The organism is Phytopseudomonas dryadis (genome assembly GCF_004327355.1).
GTDB lineage: Bacteria > Pseudomonadota > Gammaproteobacteria > Pseudomonadales > Pseudomonadaceae > Aquipseudomonas > Aquipseudomonas dryadis.
Map to the genome: position 1 here is coordinate 14466 of NZ_QJUM01000024.1, position 16699 is coordinate 31164.

Below are 16699 nucleotides of genomic sequence, written 5' to 3' on the forward strand. Positions count from 1 at the left end.
CCCCGTATCGTTTCGCTCAACCCGGGCTACGGGTTGAGCAAGCACCTCCATCCCGTAGCCTGGCGTTGAGCGAAACGATACCCAGGTTCAGGCACCATCGCGCCGACGCCCCCCCCAGAAGCCGGGCAATCCCAGCCAGGCAATTTGTAGCATCGAGTCAACCACGCTACAAAAACAGCAAGAACCCTTGCCGAATACCCGTTCAATGCCCTGTAAACGATATCGAACGGTGCGACACTGCGCCGCACACCACTCGATAGCAAGCTATCCTATTTTCAGAAATTTATTCTCTATAGCTCTATTTTCTCGGATCTTATCGACAAGATATGATTTTTTATCCGAATAATTCCGCATGAAAAATAACAATATCTCCTATAACTTGTAGTCATGGAAAATAAACACTCCATGAATATTGATTACTGATCGGCTTCCTTTGCAGAATGCGGACTATCGACTTTAGTCGATGCCGTACCTCCGTCGCCCTCGGGCGAATCTGCAACGATCGCAGGAGATGCAAGCGTGCACATTGGTGTTCCCCTCGAAACCCATGCAGGCGAGACGCGGGTTGCCGCGACGCCGGAAACCATCAAGAAGCTGATCGGCCAGGGCCATCAGGTCACCGTACAGAGCGGAGCCGGCGCCGGCGCCAGCATTCCCGACAGCGCCTACGAGGCCGCTGGCGCCAGCATCGGCGATGCCGCTGCGGCGTTCGCCGCCGACCTGGTACTCAAGGTCGTCGCACCGAACGAAAGCGAACTGGCGCAGATCAGGGCCGGCGCCGTGCTGGTCGGCATGCTCGATCCGTTCAGCAACGACACCCTTTCCCGCCTGAACGCCCGGGGCGTCACCGCCTTCGCCCTGGAGGCCGCGCCGCGCACCTCGCGCGCCCAGAGCCTGGACGTGCTGTCCTCCCAGGCCAATATCGCCGGCTACAAGGCGGTGCTGCTGGCGGCCCACCACTACCCGCGCTTTATGCCCATGCTGATGACCGCCGCCGGCACCGTGAAAGCCGCCCGTGTGCTGATCCTCGGCGCCGGCGTGGCCGGCCTGCAGGCGATCGCCACGGCCAGACGCCTGGGCGCGGTGATCGAGGCCTCCGACGTGCGCCCGGCGGTGAAGGAGCAGATCGAATCCCTCGGCGCCAAGTTCGTCGACGTACCGTTCGAGACCGACGAGGAGCGCGAATGCGCCGAAGGCGTCGGCGGTTATGCGCGGCCCATGCCGGCCTCGTGGATGGAACGCCAGGCCAGGGCCGTGCACGAGCGCGCCAGGCAGGCCGACATCGTCATCACCACCGCACTGATTCCCGGGCGCAAGGCGCCGACGCTGCTGCACGAGGCCACCGTCGCCGAGATGAAGCCCGGCTCGGTGGTCATCGACCTGGCCGCCAGCCAGGGCGGCAACTGCCCGCTGACCGAGCTGGACAAGGTGGTGGTCAGGCACGGCGTGACCTTGGTCGGCCACGGCAACCTGCCGGCGCTGGCCGCCGCCGACGCCTCGGCCCTGTATGCGCGCAACCTGCTCGACTTCCTCAAGCTGGTGATCAGGGACGGCGCCTTCCACCTCGACCTGGAAGACGACATCGTCGCCGCCTGCCTGATGTGCCACAACGGCGAGCTCGTGCGCGTCAACCCATGACGGCCCCCTCTCCCGCGGAGCGGGCAAACCACTCTTAGAAAAGGATCACTCCGATGGATCTGATTGCCGACGGCATCTACAACCTGATCATCTTCGTGCTGGCCATCTATGTCGGCTACCACGTGGTATGGAACGTCACCCCCGCCCTGCACACCCCGCTGATGGCCGTGACCAACGCGATCTCCGCGATCGTCATCGTCGGCGCCATGCTCGCCGCCGCGCTGACCGTCACCCCGCTGGGCAAGACCATGGGCACCCTGGCCGTGGCCCTGGCGGCGGTCAACGTCTTCGGGGGCTTCCTGGTCACCCGGCGCATGCTGGAAATGTTCAAGAAGAAAGCCCCGAAAGCCCAGGTGGCTGCCACCCAGGAAGAGAGCCACTGAGATGAGCATGAACCTGATCACCCTCCTCTACCTGGTCGCTTCGGTGTGCTTCATCCAGGCGCTCAAGGGCTTGTCGCACCCGACCACCTCGCGACGCGGCAATGCCTTCGGCATGCTCGGCATGAGCATCGCCGTGCTCACCACCCTGGGTCTGATCCACAAGCTCGGCAGCGAGCTGGCGCTACAGGGCATCGGCTACGTGATCGTCGGCCTGCTGGTCGGTGGCAGCGCCGGTTCGATCATGGCCAAGCGCGTCGAGATGACCAAGATGCCCGAACTGGTCGCCTTCATGCACAGCATGATCGGCCTGGCCGCGGTGTTCATCGCCATCGCCGCCGTGGTCGAACCGCAATCGCTGGGCATCGTCGCCGCCATCAGCGATCCGATCCCCCATGGCAACCGCCTGGAACTGTTCCTCGGCGCGGCCATCGGCGCCATCACCTTCTCCGGCTCGGTGATCGCCTTCGGAAAACTGTCTGGCCGGCTCGTATTTGGGCGGAAGTTCCGCCTGTTCCAGGGCGCGCCGGTACAGTTCGCCGGCCAGCACCTGATCAACCTGGCGGTCGGCTTGGCGATCGTCGGCCTGGGCCTGATGTTCACCTTCACCGGCAACCTGACCGCGTTCGCCGCGCTGGTGGCCCTGGCCTTCATCATCGGCGTGCTGATCATCATCCCCATCGGCGGCGCCGATATGCCGGTGGTGGTGTCCATGCTCAACAGCTACTCGGGCTGGGCGGCGGCGGGCATCGGCTTCTCGCTGAACAACTCGATGCTGATCATCGCCGGTTCGCTGGTCGGTTCCAGCGGCGCGATCCTCTCCTACATCATGTGCAAGGCGATGAACCGCTCGTTCTTCAACGTCATCCTCGGCGGCTTCGGCGGCGCGACGGATGCCGGCCCGGCCACGGGCAGCCAGGAACAACGCCCGGTCAAATCCGGCTCGGCCGACGACGCCGCGTTCCTGCTGAGCAACGCCGACAGCGTGATCATCGTGCCCGGCTACGGCCTGGCGGTGGCCCGCGCCCAGCATGCGCTGATGGAACTGACCGAGAAGCTGAGCCACCGGGGGGTGACCGTGAAATATGCGATCCATCCGGTCGCCGGGCGCATGCCGGGGCACATGAACGTGTTGCTGGCCGAGGCCGAGGTGCCCTACGAGCAGGTGTTCGAGATGGAGGACATCAACGCCGAATTCGGCCAGGCCGACGTGGTGCTGGTGCTCGGCGCCAACGACGTGGTCAACCCGGCGGCGAAGAACGATCCCAAGTCGCCGATCGCCGGCATGCCGATCCTCGAGGCGTACAAGGCCAAGACGGTGATCGTCAACAAGCGTTCCATGTCGACCGGCTATGCCGGCCTGGACAACGAACTGTTCTACCTGGACAAGACCATGATGGTCTTCGGCGATGCCAAGAAGGTCATCGAGGACATGGTCAAGGCCGTGGACTGACTACCGCCGCCGTAGGCGCGTCGACCCCGGCGCGATGCGATTGCGGCCATCCCGCATAATCCGTGGCGTGGCCGCTATTCGCCGCGGGTCGCGGCTCCCACGGGACCAGGGCAAACCGCCGTTTTGCCGGCCAAACGCTTCACTGACCGGCATTGCCCATGCGGGCGGTTTTTTCATGCCTGGCAAGCGTTTACGCCAGGCGGGTACAGATACCCGCGCAACAGGCCCTGAAAAGAAAAAAGTTGATCATCGAGTCAGCCTGAAATCGCGATCAATCCGCAACTGTACCTATAGATAAACACTGTCCTAACGACATTCTGCAGTGAAAAGAACTACCCAAAAGCATTGAACACGGCAAATCACCAATGACCGGTACAGTTATCTTAAAAAAATACGAAACAGTTACAAAGCATCCTATCTAATACCCTGCTAATTTCATGCAGCTGTGACTACTGCCGACCCGGCGCAAAGCGCAACATGATCACCAGAACCCTACCCAACCCCGCCAAAAGCGGAAGGATGCACACCATGGAACGTACCCTCAGTTCCGATCTGCTTGCCGACAACGCCTCCAAACCTGCCAGCGACCTGCCGCTGAGCATTTTCGCCACCCTGCTTCTGTGGCAGCGCCGCATCGTCAGCCGTCGCCAACTGGCCCGTCTGGACAGCCGCCTGCTCTCCGATGCCGGGATCAGCGAAAGCCAGCGCTTCGCCGAGCTGAGCAAGCCGTTCTGGCGTTGATTGCAACAGCATCGAAGATCTCCCGCAAAACCCCGCCGGCATGCAGCGCCAGCGGGGTTTTGTCGTTTCCGCAGGGCGCTTTTCCATGCCGCCCCGGCGAACCGCTCCGGCGCCAGCCAAGCGCGCCGTGCCGCCCCACATGACAACCGACACAAACTGTGCAGGTCTTTTTCCGGCCGAGCATCTACACACCGGCGTCAGCGGTTAGAATGAGCGCTTTTCGACCCGCGAAGAGTCATCCCATGAATCCCGCACGCACACTCGCGCTTTTCAGCCTGCTCAGCTTCACCGGCGCCGCCTCGGCCAGCAGCCTGGTGGTCACCACCGACACCCTGGTCGACGCCCTGGCCGCCACCGTCGATGCGACCTCCGACGCCACCTCGTCCCTGGTCGACAACAAGGTGGTGCAGGCCGCCCGTGACGACGCCGCCAGTTTCGTCGCCAGCCACGGCGACATCCGTGGCGCTCGCCTGGAGGCGGCCCTGCGGCACATCCGCCAGCGTGCGCCGCAGCTCATCGCGGATGACCGGCAACTGGCGCTGGCCATCCTGGCGCGCTGAACGGCCGCAATCGCCCCTCGCAGCGGCTCGGAACTGCCGCTGCGTTAACTCGTCCAACCTGCCATCCCCACGCCCAATCGGAGACCGTTCATGCACCGTCCGTTGTTCGCCGCCGCCGTATCGCTCGCCCTGTTCGTCGGCGGCGCTCAAGCCCAGACCCTGGTGGCCACCAGCAATATCATCGTGCGCGCTCTCGATCGCACCATCAATTTCACCTCGGATACCACGACCTCGATTCGCGACATGAAAGTGGTGCTCGAGGCCCGCGATGATGCCGCCAGTTTCGTCGCCAGCCAGGGCGATATCCGCGGTGCGCAACTGGAAGCCGCGTTCGGCGCCATCCGCGACCAGGTACCGGAAGCCCGCAATGCCTCCGACCAGGTACTGGCCGAAGCCATCCTGGCATTGTGATCCCCCCGCGCGCCTGGTGCCTGGCACTGACCCTACTGCTCAGTGCCGGCAGCCATGCCCAGCTGCGCCTGGCGCTGGACGCGGCAACGCTCAGCGCCGAGCAGCGACAGGCCAGCCAGGCGCTGCTCGATGAAGCGCTCGAGGCCCTGCCGCCGCGCCTGCGCAACGACCTGGATCGGCAGGTGGCAGTACGCTGGATGCCCCTGCCCGAACGGATCTACGGCCGGGCCGGACGCCTCAGCGGCATCGAGCTGAATGCCGGCCTGCTGCCCGCCCTGAGCGACGGTAGCGCCGCCCATACCGCCAACCAGCGCCCCCACGGCAACGTCCGCCGCGAATTGCTGGCCACCGTGGTCCACGAACTGACCCACCTGTATGACCGCGGTGCCTACTGGAGCGCCGCCGAACGCCGTCGGTTGCGCCAGTGCCAGCGCTACCACGACAGCCTCGGTCCGGTCGGCCTGCCGCCGCAGTGCCGTGGCCAGAGCGAACGACGCTTCACCCTCAGCGACGACCCCAGGCTGCTCGATCTGGCCGGCTGGCCACAACGGGTCGGCAGCCGCGGCGCACGCGAACAGCACAACGGCCAGGTCGCGCGCAGTCCGGACCTCTACGAACTGAGCAATCCGCGTGAATTCGTCGCGGTGAACATGGAGTATTTCCTGCTCGACCCCGAGTACGCCTGTCGCCGGCCGTCCCTGGCCCGCTTCTTCAGCGAGCACTTCGCCTGGTCGCCGGCCCATGCCACGCCGTGCGCCAGCAGCTATGCCTACCTCAATGCCGGCCGCGATTTCGACAGCCAGGCCCTGGCCAACCTGGACCCCGAGCGGGTCTATGAGGTCGACTACCTGCTCGCCGAGGCCAACCAGAACCTGGCCAGCCGCTGGGGCCACAGCATGCTGCGCCTGGTCATCTGCGCCCCGGGCCGTCCCCGTGGCCCGGATTGCCGGCTGGACCTGGATCAGCACCTGGTGCTGTCGTACCGGGCGTTCGTCGGCGACGTGCAGTTGTCCAACTGGGACGGCCTGACCGGGGTCTACCCGTCGCGCCTGTTCGTCCTGCCGCTGGCCCAGGTCATCGACGAGTACACCAAGGTCGAGCTGCGCAGCCTGGCCTCGGTGCCGCTGCGGCTGCCGCGCGAACGCCTGGAACGCCTGGTCGCCCGGGCCGTGGAGCAGCACTGGAGCTACGACGGCGATTACTACTTCGTGTCCAACAACTGCGCGGTGGAAACCCTCAAGCTGCTGCGCAGCGGTAGCCAGCACCCGCGCCTGCAGGACCTCGACAGCATCACCCCCATCGGCCTGCTGGAGGTGCTCGAAGCCCGCGGCCTGGCCGACCGCAGCGTGCTCGACGACCCGCGCGAGGCGCTGCGCCTGGGTTACCGCTTCGACTCCTTCCGCGATCGCTACCAGGCCATGTTCGCCGTGTTGCAACAACGCCTGCCGATCGAGCAGCAGCACGTCGAGCAGTGGCTGGAGCAGCCGGCCAGCGAACGCCGTCGCTGGTTCGAACAGGCCGATCTGCGCGCCAGCGCGGCCATGCTGCTGCTGGAACAGGCGGCCATGCGCCGGCAGTTGCTGCTGTCCCAGGAAGAGCTCAAGCAGCGCTACCTGACCGGCCGCGCGGCCAAGGACCCCGACCTGGACAAGGCCGGCGTGGCACTGGAGCAGATCCTCGCCAACAGTGGCTTCCTCAGCCGCCCGGCCGAACTGCTCGAAGGCGGCTACGGCCTGCCGCAGGACGCCGAATGGCAGCGCCTGGAAAGCGAGAGCCGCAACCGCCAACAGCAATTACGCACGCTCAGCGCCGACCTCGACGTGGAAGTCCGCCGCCTGCTGGAACCGCGACGCCTGGCCGAACTGGAAGCCAACGAAGCCAACCTGGAACGGCTCGGCGAGCACCTGCGCGCCCTGCACAAGGCCGCCGGCGGCTTGCAGTTGCCCTAGTGCCACATCACAGATCAACCCGAGCGAACGGGCTGGGGGTTGCTCGAAGGCGATAGCGAACGATCGTAGGATGGGTGAAACCCATCGGCAATTGATGGGTTTCACCCATCCTACGGGTTGGAAAGCTGGACGAAAGAGCCTATGCGGTTTGCTTGTCGTTCAGCCTCCAGCCTCTAGCGCTTTTATCGGCCGTCCGCTTCCGCCTTATGGCTACCATCCCTCATTCGGCCGGCTCAGGCAGCCTGACCTCGGCGCAGAAGCCACGCGGATCACGGTTGCGAAAGCTGGTCGTGCCGTTCAGATGGCGGACGATGCTGTTCACGATCGCCAAGCCCAATCCCGCGCCCTGGGGGTTGCCGGCGCTGTGAAAGCGCTCGCCCAGCCGGCTCAGACGCGCTTCCTCGACCCCCGGTCCCTGATCCAGCACCCGCAGGTGAACGCCCTGGCCATCATGACCAATGCGCACGTTCACCTCCGCCGCCGCCGGGGAGAACGCCAGCGCATTGCCGACCAGGTTCTGCAGCAGGGTGGCGATCGAGCCTCGATCGCCCTGCACCAGCACGCCCTCGTCCGCCTCCAGCACCAGCTCGATCCGACGTTCCAGGGCCAGCGGCGCCAGGTCCGCCAGTTCCTCGCGAACCAGGGCGGTGAGATCCAGGGCTTGCAGCTCCCGCGACGGGGCCTCCAGCCTGGCCATGGTCAGCAACTGGCTGGCGACGCGGGTGGCGCGACGAACCCCCTGCTGCAGGAACGACAGCGCCTCTTCGCGGTCCTGGGCGCTGTCCGCCTGCAGCGCATTGCGCACGTGGATATCGAGAATCGCCAGGGGCGTGCGCAGTTCGTGGGCGGCATCGGCGATGAAGCGCCGCTCCCTTTCGAGCAACGCGCGCAACTGGCTGAGGACATCGTCCAGGGCCATGCGCATCGGTTCCAGTTCGGGCGGCAATGGCCCCGGCGACAACGGCGCGAGGCTATGCTCGGGCCGTTCGCGCAGCTGCCGCGCCAGGCGCTGCAGCGGGCTCAGGCCCCAGCCCAGCAGCAGCCAGATGAACGCCGCCAGCACCGGCAGGCAGACCAGGGTCGGCAGCAGGGTGTGCTGGAGGATCTGCTGGATCAGGTCCTGGCGCAGGTCGTCGCGCTCGCCGACCCAGATTTTCAGGCCCTGCCCGGCATCGTCCAGCAACACACCACACCAGTCCTGGTCGTTGAAGAAGAACTCATGAATGCCCGGCTCGGGAGGCGCCGGCAACGGCGGCGCCTCCTGCGAACGCACCAGCAGGGTGCCGTCCTGTGACCAGACCTGGAAGGCCAGGTTGATCTCGTAGGGGTGCGAGAAGATGCCCTCGCCCGAACGGTCCATGGCGTTGTCCAGCGCCTGTCCGACGAAGGCCCAGTCGATCCGCTCCGGCGCCTGCTGCTGCAGCATCCCCTGCAGCAGACGGGCCGCCTGCACCAATTGGGCGTCGTACACCGCCTCGGTCTGGCGGTGGCTGTCGCGCAGGGCCAGCAGCACCAGCGCCAGGCTACCGGCGAGCACCAGGGCGATGGTGGGCGCGAGGATACGGGTCCGGATGGCGATCATGGCGTTCGCTCCACCAGGTAGCCGACACCACGCACCGTGCGGATCAACTCGCTGCACAGTTTCTTGCGCAGATTGTGGATCAGCACTTCCAGGGTGTTGCCCGGCCCGCTCTCCTGCCAGCCATAGAGGGCATTGCTCAGGCGCTCACGGGTCACCACCACGCCGGGCCGAACCAGCAGTTGATGCAGCAACTGATACTCCATGGGCGTCATGGGCACGCTATTGCCCTGGTAACGCACCTCCTGGGTGGCCGGGTCCAGGCTCACCCCGGCGTACTCCAGCAACGGCTGCGCGCGCCCCTGGCTGCGCCGCAGCAGCGCGCGGATGCGGGCCTTGAGCTCTTCCAGGTCGAAGGGCTTGACCAGATAGTCATCCGCGCCCGCGTCCAGCCCCTGGATGCGATCATCGGTGGCGTCGCGGGCGGTCAGCACCAGCACGGGCACGGCACTGGCGCAACGGGCGCGCAGCTCGCGCAACAGCGTCATGCCATCCAGCCGCGGCAGCCCGAGGTCCAGCAGCACCAGATCGAACTGCTCGCAGCGCAGCGCATGGGCGGCCTCGGCACCATCCTCCAGCCAGTCCAGCGTATAGCCTTCGCCGCGCAGGGCAACCCGGATACCGCGCGCCAGGGCGCGGTCGTCCTCAACCAGCAAGACACGCAAGGGACTCACCTCATCGGAAAAATTGCGGACGCCATGATGCGCCTGGCGGGCAAATGTTACCCAGATTTACTCGCTAAGGCTTTCTTAAGCTTCGCAGCTCACCTTTGAACTCCCCTTCACTGGAGAGTCACCAGCATGCGCTACCTCACCCTTCCCGCCCTGTTGCTGTGCAGCCCGTTCGCCCTGGCAGCCACCGAATGCACGAACGCCGACCAATCGACCTGGCAGGATCCCGAGCGCTTTCAGGCACAGTTGAAAGAACAGGGCTACCAGATCAGCAAGTTCAAGATCACCGAAGGTAACTGCTACGAGATCTACGGCTTCGACAAGGACAAGCGCAAGGTCGAGATCTACCACGACCCGGTAACCGGCAAGGCGGTCAAGACCGAGATCGCAGACTGATGCGCCCGGCGACGATCCAGCTCTGGGATCCGCTGATCCGTCTGTTCCACGTCTCGGTCGCCGGAGTGTTCGTCGCCAACTATTTCTTCACCGAGGCCGGTGATGACTGGCACACCTGGCTCGGTTACTACGCCTGTGGCTGGCTGCTGGTGCGCTCGGTGTGGGGCTTCGTCGGCCCGCGCAGCGCCCGCTGGCAGGACTTCTGGCCGACCCGCGCACGCCTGGGCGAACACCTCGCCGCCCTGCGGCAAGGCCGTGCCTGCCACCGTCTCGGCCATTCGCCGCTCGGCGCCCTGGTGATGCTGCTGATGATGGGCGCCATCGCCGCGCTTGGCGTCAGCGGCTTCCTGATGCAGGAGGTCGACGCCCTCTGGGGCGCCGATTGGCCCCAGCAGTTGCACGGCTGGATCGCCGACGGCCTGGCGCTGCTGGTGGCGACTCACCTCGCCGCGGCCGTTATCGAAAGCGTTCGCGCGCGCGAAAACCTGCCCCTGTCGATGCTCACCGGCAAACGCCGGATACGCCCTGACGATCATTGATGCCCTGCTCCGGGAATGAATCATGCTGCCCGATCTGACCTGCCCCCGTGCCAACGGAGCGCCGCGCTCCTGGCTCAACCTGCTGGCTCTGGCCACACTCAGCGGCCTGCTGTTGCTGGCCGACGACTTCCTGCAACAGTTGTTCACGCCCAACAACCGGGCCGAGCTCGAAGTCGGCTATGTCCTGGTGCTCTGGCTGTTCAGCGCCGCGCTCTGGCTGTGCAACCTGCGCTGGTTGAGCGCTGGCGTCCTGCTGCTGTTCGCGGCGATGCAGACCATGCAACTGGCCAATATCAGCTTCTTCGGCGAACCCCTGACCGCCATCGATATCCAGGCGTCGCTCAACGACCCCGGCGAAGTCCGCCAGACCGCGCTGCACAGCTTCGCCGAACACTGGCCGGTTCTCCTCTGCGTGGCCCTGCCCTATGGCCTGCTGCTGGCCCTTCACCTGCGCCTGCCCGGCCGGGTGAGCCTGCCGCAAAGCCGCTGGGCACTGCTGTTGATCGCCGTGGTGCTGCTGTCCAAACCGTACCGGGCCACCTATCGCAACTTCGATTCGTTCGCGGCCAGCCCCAGCCGCAGCGCCCTGCACAACAGCCTCAACGCCTTCTCGGCCTGGTCGGTGCGCCTGGCGCTGCGCCCCGAAGTCGAGCTACCGAGTGTGCCGTTCGCGCCCTACCAGCTCAGCCCCAGCCTCAGTCAGGCGCGACACGTGTGGCTGGTGGTGGCCGACTCCCTGCGCAGCGATCGCCTGGGCCTGCTGGGTTATGAACGCGACACCACGCCACGGCTCGCCGAGTACCTGCGCGATCACCCCAGCGCCTTCGTGCGCCCGGGCATCGCCGCAGGCGTGGCCACCGACGTGAGCCTGCCCTACCTGCTCAACCCCATCCGCGAACCCGGCCAGGATCGGCTGTTGCGAACCGGCGACATCAACCTGTTCCGTTTCGCCAGACAGGCGGGCTTCCGCACCCACTGGATCTCGTCCCAGGAGTCCAAGCTGCTGGCCAACCTGGGCAGCCGTTATCTGGACGTTTCGATCACCCGCGAGGACCACCCGGTGCGTTTCCTGCAACAGCAGGATCGCGCCCTGCTGGATGTGCTCGCTCGGCAGCAGTGGGCCGAGCGCAATTTCGTCGTGCTCAACCTGCGCACCGCGCACCTGCCCTACGCCCAGAACTACCGGCATGAAGCCAGCCCGGCGCCCTGGACGGACCGGGGCCCGAACGGCCAGGGCAATGCCTACGACAACTCGGTGCACTACCTCGATAGCCTGCTGGCCGAGGTGGTCGCCGACTTCGACCGCCTGGAGGGCGAGCGCTACCTGATCATCACCGGCGATCATGGCCAGCGCCTCGGCGAAGACGGCCACTGGGGACACAACGACCTGGTGCCGGAAGTCAGTGACGTTCCCGTCATCGTCATCAGCCGCGACGCGCCCGCCGACGTCCTCGAGCAGTTTTCCGACGAACGCTGGATCAGCCACTACGAAGCGGGCAAATGGCTGGCCGCACGCCTCGGTACCCGTATCGAAAATCCCAACCTGCGGCCGAACGAACATTTCGTGCACGGCAAGCTGCTGTTCACCGACAATTTCATCCAGCGCGTGTGCGAAACGCCGGGTGGCCTGGTTCATCATGCGCCACAGCAGCTCAGCCTGTTGCTCGAACAACCTGAAGCGATGCCTTGCGATGGCTGACCGGCGCCGGGACGGCCAGCGCCCCGCGCCGAACCACAAGGTGCGTGCGGATATCCAGGAGAAATAGCGGAGGTCACATGATGCAAGAAAAATTACCTCGATAAATCATGAGGTTGGATTTTCCAGGTCACGGCAATGCTATGATCGGCGCCCTCGTTGGGGAGTAGCCTGCTTCCGAGACCCTGCTCGGAAGAGTCCGTATCAACACCCTCGGCCCCATGCCGTGGTACGGATGCCTCTCGGTTGGTGAGACCAATGACAGAACCATGCCTAAAGCCGGGCGCATGGGGCTGTCATTGACTCCAATAGCCCGGCTGAGATGTAAACCGTGAATCCCATTTCCCTGATCCTCCTCGCCCTCGCCATGTCTACGGACGCTTTCGCTGCGGCCATCGGCAAGGGCTCGAGCCTGCACAAGCCCAAATTCTCCGAAGCGCTCCGCACCGGCCTGATCTTCGGCGCCATTGAAACCGTCACGCCCGTGATTGGCTGGCTGATCGGTTTCACGGCAGCCCGGTATGTCGAGCAATGGGATCACTGGATCGCCTTCACGCTGTTGTTGGCGCTGGGGCTGCATATGATCTACAACGGCTGCAAGACCGAAGCGCAGCACGAAACGAACGAGAAACAGAGCAAACACTCATTCTTCATTCTTGCCGTCACCGCATTCGCAACCAGTATCGATGCGCTGGCCGTAGGCATCGGGCTCGCCTTCGTCGAGGTGAACATACTGATCGCGGCGGCAGCCATCGGCCTGGCCACCATGACCATGGTCACCATTGGCGTGATGCTCGGCCGGGCCCTGGGCACGGTGGTGGGTCAACGCGCGGAGATCATTGGCGGCGTGGTGCTGATCCTCGTGGGCGCCAGCATCCTCTATGAACACACGATGATGTGAGCAGCCGCTGGTCCGCCCCGCATGCTGCTTTCGGCCGCAGTTGTCCTTGCTCACAGGCGGCGACCGGCCCGCGTGGATCGACTGCACTCTCCCTGCCGCTCGCGGTCAATTCAGGTGAACGGAGAATGCCGCGATGGCTTTTCCACGCTTGCCGGCGGCAAGAACGCACCAGAAGATTCCGCGAACCGGGAAACCCGGCAACGCCTCGCGGAATGAAATGCACGTTGCAGAGCTTATGGATGGATCGCGACCATGCGCAACCCCGCAAGCCGCCCTCTATCGGCACGCCTCCCGGTACGTCTGTTTCGCGGCCTGCTGTTCGGCGCCCTGCTCGTGGCGGGCCATGCCTCGGCGCTCGAGTCGCAGGTCGCGAAGGCCGCGGCGATCCGCGACCTCCTCGACCAGGCCGAGTCATTGACCCCGCTGAAGACGGTGATCGTGTCGCAGCACGGCAGGATCCTGTCCGAGCGCGGCTACCGGGGGCATGCGCCCACCACGCCGAGCAATATCAAGTCGGCGTCGAAGCTGGTGATCTCGGCGCTGGTCGGCATCGCCATCGACAAGGGCGTGCTCCAGGGGACCGAGCAAGCCGTTGCGCCATTGCTCTCGCGGGATCTTCCGGCCAACCCCGACCCGCGGCTGCAACGCCTGACGATCGGCGACCTGTTGTCGATGAGAGCGGGCCTGGGGTCGACCTCCGGGGCCAACTACGGCGCCTGGGTGGCAAGCCGCAACTGGGTGCGGGCCGCTCTGGCGCGCCCTTTCGAAGATGAGCCAGGCGGGCGGATGATCTACTCCACCGGCTCCACGCACCTGCTCTCCGCGATCCTGTCCCGCCAGACGGAGCGTTCCACGCTGCAACTGGCACGCGACTGGCTGGGCCCGCTCGACGCATTCGCGATCAGCGCCTGGACCCGCGATCCGCAGGGCATCTACATGGGCGGGAACGAGATGGCCATGAGCCCGCGTTCGCTCCTGGCCTTCGGTGAGTTGTACCGCAATGGCGGGCTGAGCCCGAACGGGGAACGCCTGATCTCCAGCGCCTGGATCGACCGCTCATGGCAGCGGTATACGCGCTCTCCCTGGACGGGAGACGGGCATGGCTATGCCTGGTTCCTGGGCCGAATCGCCGGCGAGGATGTCCGCTACGGCTGGGGCTATGGCGGCCAGATGCTCTACGTGGTGCCCAGGCTGGGGCTGACGGTGGTCATGACCTCGGACGAGCGGATCTCCGCTGCGCGCACGGGGCATCGCAACGATCTGCACGGCCTCCTGGGCCGGATCATCCAGGCACTGGCGGCGCAAACCGAGCCTGGTGCCTGATGCTGATCAGATAAGGGGGTTCGTAGGAACTGGGGGCGCCTACGGAAGAGTGGCAAACCTCCACTCATGCAGTCGCCCTCGGCGCGAAGCGGTAGCGGCCATCCAGCAGGATTCGCGGTGCGGCCACCATTCGCCGCGGGGGCGCGGCTCCCACACGGGCAGGGCTGTCACCACCCTTGTAGGAGCGTCGACCTCGGCGCGAAACGATAGCGGCCATCCCGCAGGATTCGCGGCGCGACCACCATTCGCCGCGGGGTCGCGGCTTGTACAGGGCCCGGGAAAACCGCCGTTTTTGCGGGCCAAATGCTTGACTGACTGGCAATGAGCCTGGCGCCCAGGTTCGAACCTGCGCCAGGCTGGACGCCCGATCCTGAGCAGTGCCGAACGACGTTGCCAGCCGGCCCGCATCAGGGCTTGGGCAGATAACCGGGCAGCCCCTCCAGGCGCTCGATCCAACGTGCCACGTGGTTGTATGGCTTGAGCTCCACATCGCCTTCCGGGGCCAGCACGACGTAGGGGTAGACCGCGCAATCCGCGATCGTGGGCCGCCCCAGCGCAAGCCAGTCATGGCGCTCCAGGTGCTTGTCGAGCAGCGCGAGAACCCCTGGCGACTTCGCCAGCGCCGCCGCTTGGTCCAATGCGTAGCCGAATTTCCGGACCAGGCGCGCGGCACACAGGCTGTGCTGGATTTCATTGGCGGCGAAAGACAGCCACTGGACGATGTCGGCCTGGCCCTGGGGATGGGCCGGCCACCAGGCCAGGCCCCCATAGGCGCCGGCCAGGTAGACCAGGATGGCCTGCGAATCCCGGACGACCTGCGCGCCGTCTTCCAGGACAGGCAACTGGCCCAGGGGGTTCAGCTCGGAAAGCGGTGGCCGTTTGTGCGCTCCGCCCGGAATATCCACCGCGACCGTTTCCAGCTCGATATTGGCCAGAGCCGCGAAAAGCCTCACCTTGTAGCAGTTTCCGGACGCGTCCGCATCGTACAGTTTCATGGTGCTTCTCCATCGACGAGTTGATTGAATTCAAGGACATTGCCATCGGGGTCGCGGATGAACAGCGCGACTCTCCTGGGGCCGATGTGATGCGGCCCCTCGGTGATCGCGATGCCCCGTTCGCCCAGCCAGGCCTGAAGCGCCTGCAGGTCATCGACGATGAAGGCCGGGTGCGTCACCCCCGGCAGCTTCACCGGAGCGTCCAGCAGGACGTTGTGCGCAGCGGGCAGGCGCGCGCCGTTGAAGATCAGGTTGATGCGAACGCCGTCCGCGCTGAGCATCTCGTTGGCCTCGAACAGCGGAAAGCTGGCACTCTCCACGAAGCCGAGGGCCTGGTAGAAAGACATGGCGCGGTTCTTGTCGCTGACACGAATTCCGATATGGTCGTATGCCATGATTCGCGCGGGGCTGGGTCGTTGGCTCATGGGGGAAACTCCGGGTGACATCGGTGGCTGGAGTGTCCACCGAAGCCCGCGTTTCACCTATGCCGCGAACCTGACAATAGCTATGCAGTAAACGCACAAATCGAAGGGTGGCAATGGACAGGCTCAAGGCAATGGCCAATTTCGTCCGGATCGTCGATAGCGGCAGCCTGAGTTCGGCGGCAGATGCGACGGGGCAGTCCGTGGCCTCGCTGGTGCGCTCGCTGGCGGCCCTGGAACGCTACCTGGGGGTTCGCTTGTTGAACCGCAGCACCCGGCGCATGGCCCTCACCGACGAGGGCGAAGCGTATCTGGCCTGGAGCCGCCGCGTGCTCGCCGACTTCGATGACATGGAGCAACGGCTGGAGGCGCGCGACGGCATCGTTCGCGGGCTGCTGCGGCTGACCGCGCCCGTCGAGTTCGGCCAACGCTACCTGGCGCCGCTCGTCAACGCGTTCCTCAAGGAACATGGCGAAATGCGGATCGAGCTGGGCCTGAACGACCGGATAGTCCCCCTGCTCGATGAGCGCCTGGATCTGGCCTTGCGCATCGGCCATCTCCCCGACTCGGCCATGGTCGCGCGCCACGTCGGCGCCACTCGGCTGGTGACCTGCGCCAGCCCGGATTACCTGCGCAGCGCCCCGGCCATCGACACGCCGGAATCGCTGCGCGAGCATGCCTGCATCGCCCTGGCCTCGCACGGCCGGCACTGGTACTACCGGGACAACGGCAAGGAACGGGTCGAAGCGATCGTTGCGCGGCTGGTTTGCGACCAGATTCGAGCCGCCAGCCTGGCCTGCGTGCAGGGCGTCGGCATCACCAGGCTGATGCATTACCAGGTCGCGGACGAGCTTGCCGATGGTCGCCTGGTCAGGATTCTCAGGGATTTCGAACCCCTGGATCTGCCGATTCAACTGGTCTATCCGCACGCCTTGCAGCTCTCGCCGCGCGTGAGAGCGTTCGTCGAATGGGCCTGTCCCCGGCTGGAAAAGCTCACACCTGATCCCGATGGCGACTAGCGCCGGCGTTCTCCCGCCTTGCCCCG

The 16699-nt window shown here is 65.4% G+C and carries 17 protein-coding genes; 13 read left to right on the forward strand and 4 right to left on the reverse strand.

Annotation, left to right across the window (positions count from 1 at the left end; translation table 11 throughout):
• The first annotated feature begins 519 nt into the window (after positions 1 to 519).
• From DNK34_RS18780 to DNK34_RS18810, 7 genes are all read left to right on the forward strand, one after another.
• Positions 520 to 1638, forward strand: coding sequence for a Re/Si-specific NAD(P)(+) transhydrogenase subunit alpha (locus DNK34_RS18780; RefSeq protein WP_131177376.1), 1119 nt, complete (start codon positions 520 to 522; stop codon positions 1636 to 1638).
• A 53-nt stretch (positions 1639 to 1691) separates the two neighbouring features.
• Complete coding sequence (locus DNK34_RS18785; protein ID WP_131177377.1) at positions 1692 to 2021, forward strand: NAD(P) transhydrogenase subunit alpha part 2; 330 nt, start codon at positions 1692 to 1694, stop codon at positions 2019 to 2021.
• Between the two features lies 1 nt (position 2022).
• Positions 2023 to 3471 carry an NAD(P)(+) transhydrogenase (Re/Si-specific) subunit beta gene (locus tag DNK34_RS18790; RefSeq protein ID WP_131177378.1) on the forward strand — a complete coding sequence of 483 codons (1449 nt, stop codon included), beginning with the start codon at positions 2023 to 2025 and terminating at the stop codon, positions 3469 to 3471.
• Between the two features lie 528 nt (positions 3472 to 3999).
• A complete protein-coding gene (locus tag DNK34_RS18795; RefSeq protein WP_131177379.1) occupies positions 4000 to 4212 on the forward strand; it encodes a DUF1127 domain-containing protein in 213 nt (70 codons plus the stop codon).
• 242 nt (positions 4213 to 4454) lie between these two features.
• Positions 4455 to 4772, forward strand: coding sequence for a DUF2388 domain-containing protein (locus DNK34_RS18800; protein WP_131177380.1), 318 nt, complete (start codon positions 4455 to 4457; stop codon positions 4770 to 4772).
• Positions 4773 to 4862: 90 nt separating this feature from the next.
• Positions 4863 to 5183, forward strand: coding sequence for a DUF2388 domain-containing protein (locus DNK34_RS18805; RefSeq protein ID WP_131177381.1), 321 nt, complete (start codon positions 4863 to 4865; stop codon positions 5181 to 5183).
• Positions 5180 to 7132: a DUF7844 domain-containing protein gene (locus tag DNK34_RS18810; protein ID WP_131177382.1), complete on the forward strand. Its 1953-nt coding sequence runs from the start codon at positions 5180 to 5182 to the stop codon at positions 7130 to 7132. Before DNK34_RS18805 ends, DNK34_RS18810 begins: the two co-directional genes overlap by 4 nt.
• A 220-nt stretch (positions 7133 to 7352) precedes the next feature.
• Here DNK34_RS18810 and DNK34_RS18815 read toward each other — a convergent pair whose 3' ends face one another.
• Both DNK34_RS18815 and DNK34_RS18820 read right to left on the reverse strand, forming a co-directional pair.
• A complete protein-coding gene (locus tag DNK34_RS18815; protein ID WP_131177383.1) occupies positions 7353 to 8714 on the reverse strand; it encodes an ATP-binding protein in 1362 nt (453 codons plus the stop codon).
• Positions 8711 to 9376 carry a response regulator gene (locus tag DNK34_RS18820; protein ID WP_131177384.1) on the reverse strand — a complete coding sequence of 222 codons (666 nt, stop codon included), beginning with the start codon at positions 9374 to 9376 and terminating at the stop codon, positions 8711 to 8713. Before DNK34_RS18820 ends, DNK34_RS18815 begins: the two co-directional genes overlap by 4 nt.
• A 135-nt stretch (positions 9377 to 9511) precedes the next feature.
• Between DNK34_RS18820 and DNK34_RS18825 the strand changes: the two genes are divergently transcribed.
• The 5 genes from DNK34_RS18825 to DNK34_RS18845 all read left to right on the forward strand — a co-directional run bounded on the left by DNK34_RS18825 (position 9512) and on the right by DNK34_RS18845 (position 14237).
• Positions 9512 to 9778, forward strand: a complete 267-nt coding sequence (locus DNK34_RS18825) for a PepSY domain-containing protein (protein ID WP_131177385.1) — start codon at positions 9512 to 9514, stop codon at positions 9776 to 9778.
• Entirely contained in the window at positions 9778 to 10317 is a 540-nt protein-coding gene (locus DNK34_RS18830) for a cytochrome b/b6 domain-containing protein (RefSeq protein ID WP_131177386.1), read from the forward strand. The genes DNK34_RS18825 and DNK34_RS18830 overlap by 1 nt, the downstream gene beginning before the upstream one ends.
• A 22-nt stretch (positions 10318 to 10339) precedes the next feature.
• Positions 10340 to 12016 (forward strand): phosphoethanolamine transferase, encoded by a 1677-nt coding sequence (locus DNK34_RS18835; RefSeq protein ID WP_131177387.1) that lies wholly within the window; start codon positions 10340 to 10342, stop codon positions 12014 to 12016.
• A gap of 328 nt (positions 12017 to 12344) precedes the next feature.
• The gene (gene mntP, locus DNK34_RS18840; protein ID WP_131177388.1) at positions 12345 to 12914 is read left to right on the forward strand and encodes a manganese efflux pump MntP; all 570 of its coding nucleotides are present in this window, start codon (positions 12345 to 12347) and stop codon (positions 12912 to 12914) included.
• 252 nt (positions 12915 to 13166) lie between these two features.
• Positions 13167 to 14237, forward strand: a complete 1071-nt coding sequence (locus tag DNK34_RS18845; protein WP_131177389.1) for a serine hydrolase domain-containing protein — start codon at positions 13167 to 13169, stop codon at positions 14235 to 14237.
• Between the two features lie 407 nt (positions 14238 to 14644).
• Here DNK34_RS18845 and DNK34_RS18850 read toward each other — a convergent pair whose 3' ends face one another.
• Positions 14645 to 15232 carry a glutathione S-transferase family protein gene (locus DNK34_RS18850; RefSeq protein ID WP_131177390.1) on the reverse strand — a complete coding sequence of 196 codons (588 nt, stop codon included), beginning with the start codon at positions 15230 to 15232 and terminating at the stop codon, positions 14645 to 14647.
• Complete coding sequence (locus DNK34_RS18855; RefSeq protein WP_131177391.1) at positions 15229 to 15657, reverse strand: VOC family protein; 429 nt, start codon at positions 15655 to 15657, stop codon at positions 15229 to 15231. The genes DNK34_RS18850 and DNK34_RS18855 overlap by 4 nt, the downstream gene beginning before the upstream one ends.
• Before the next feature lie 113 nt (positions 15658 to 15770).
• On the opposite strand from DNK34_RS18855, the gene DNK34_RS18860 reads away from it, so the two are divergent.
• Entirely contained in the window at positions 15771 to 16673 is a 903-nt protein-coding gene (locus DNK34_RS18860) for a LysR family transcriptional regulator (protein ID WP_131177392.1), read from the forward strand.
• The last annotated feature ends 26 nt before the right edge of the window (positions 16674 to 16699 follow it).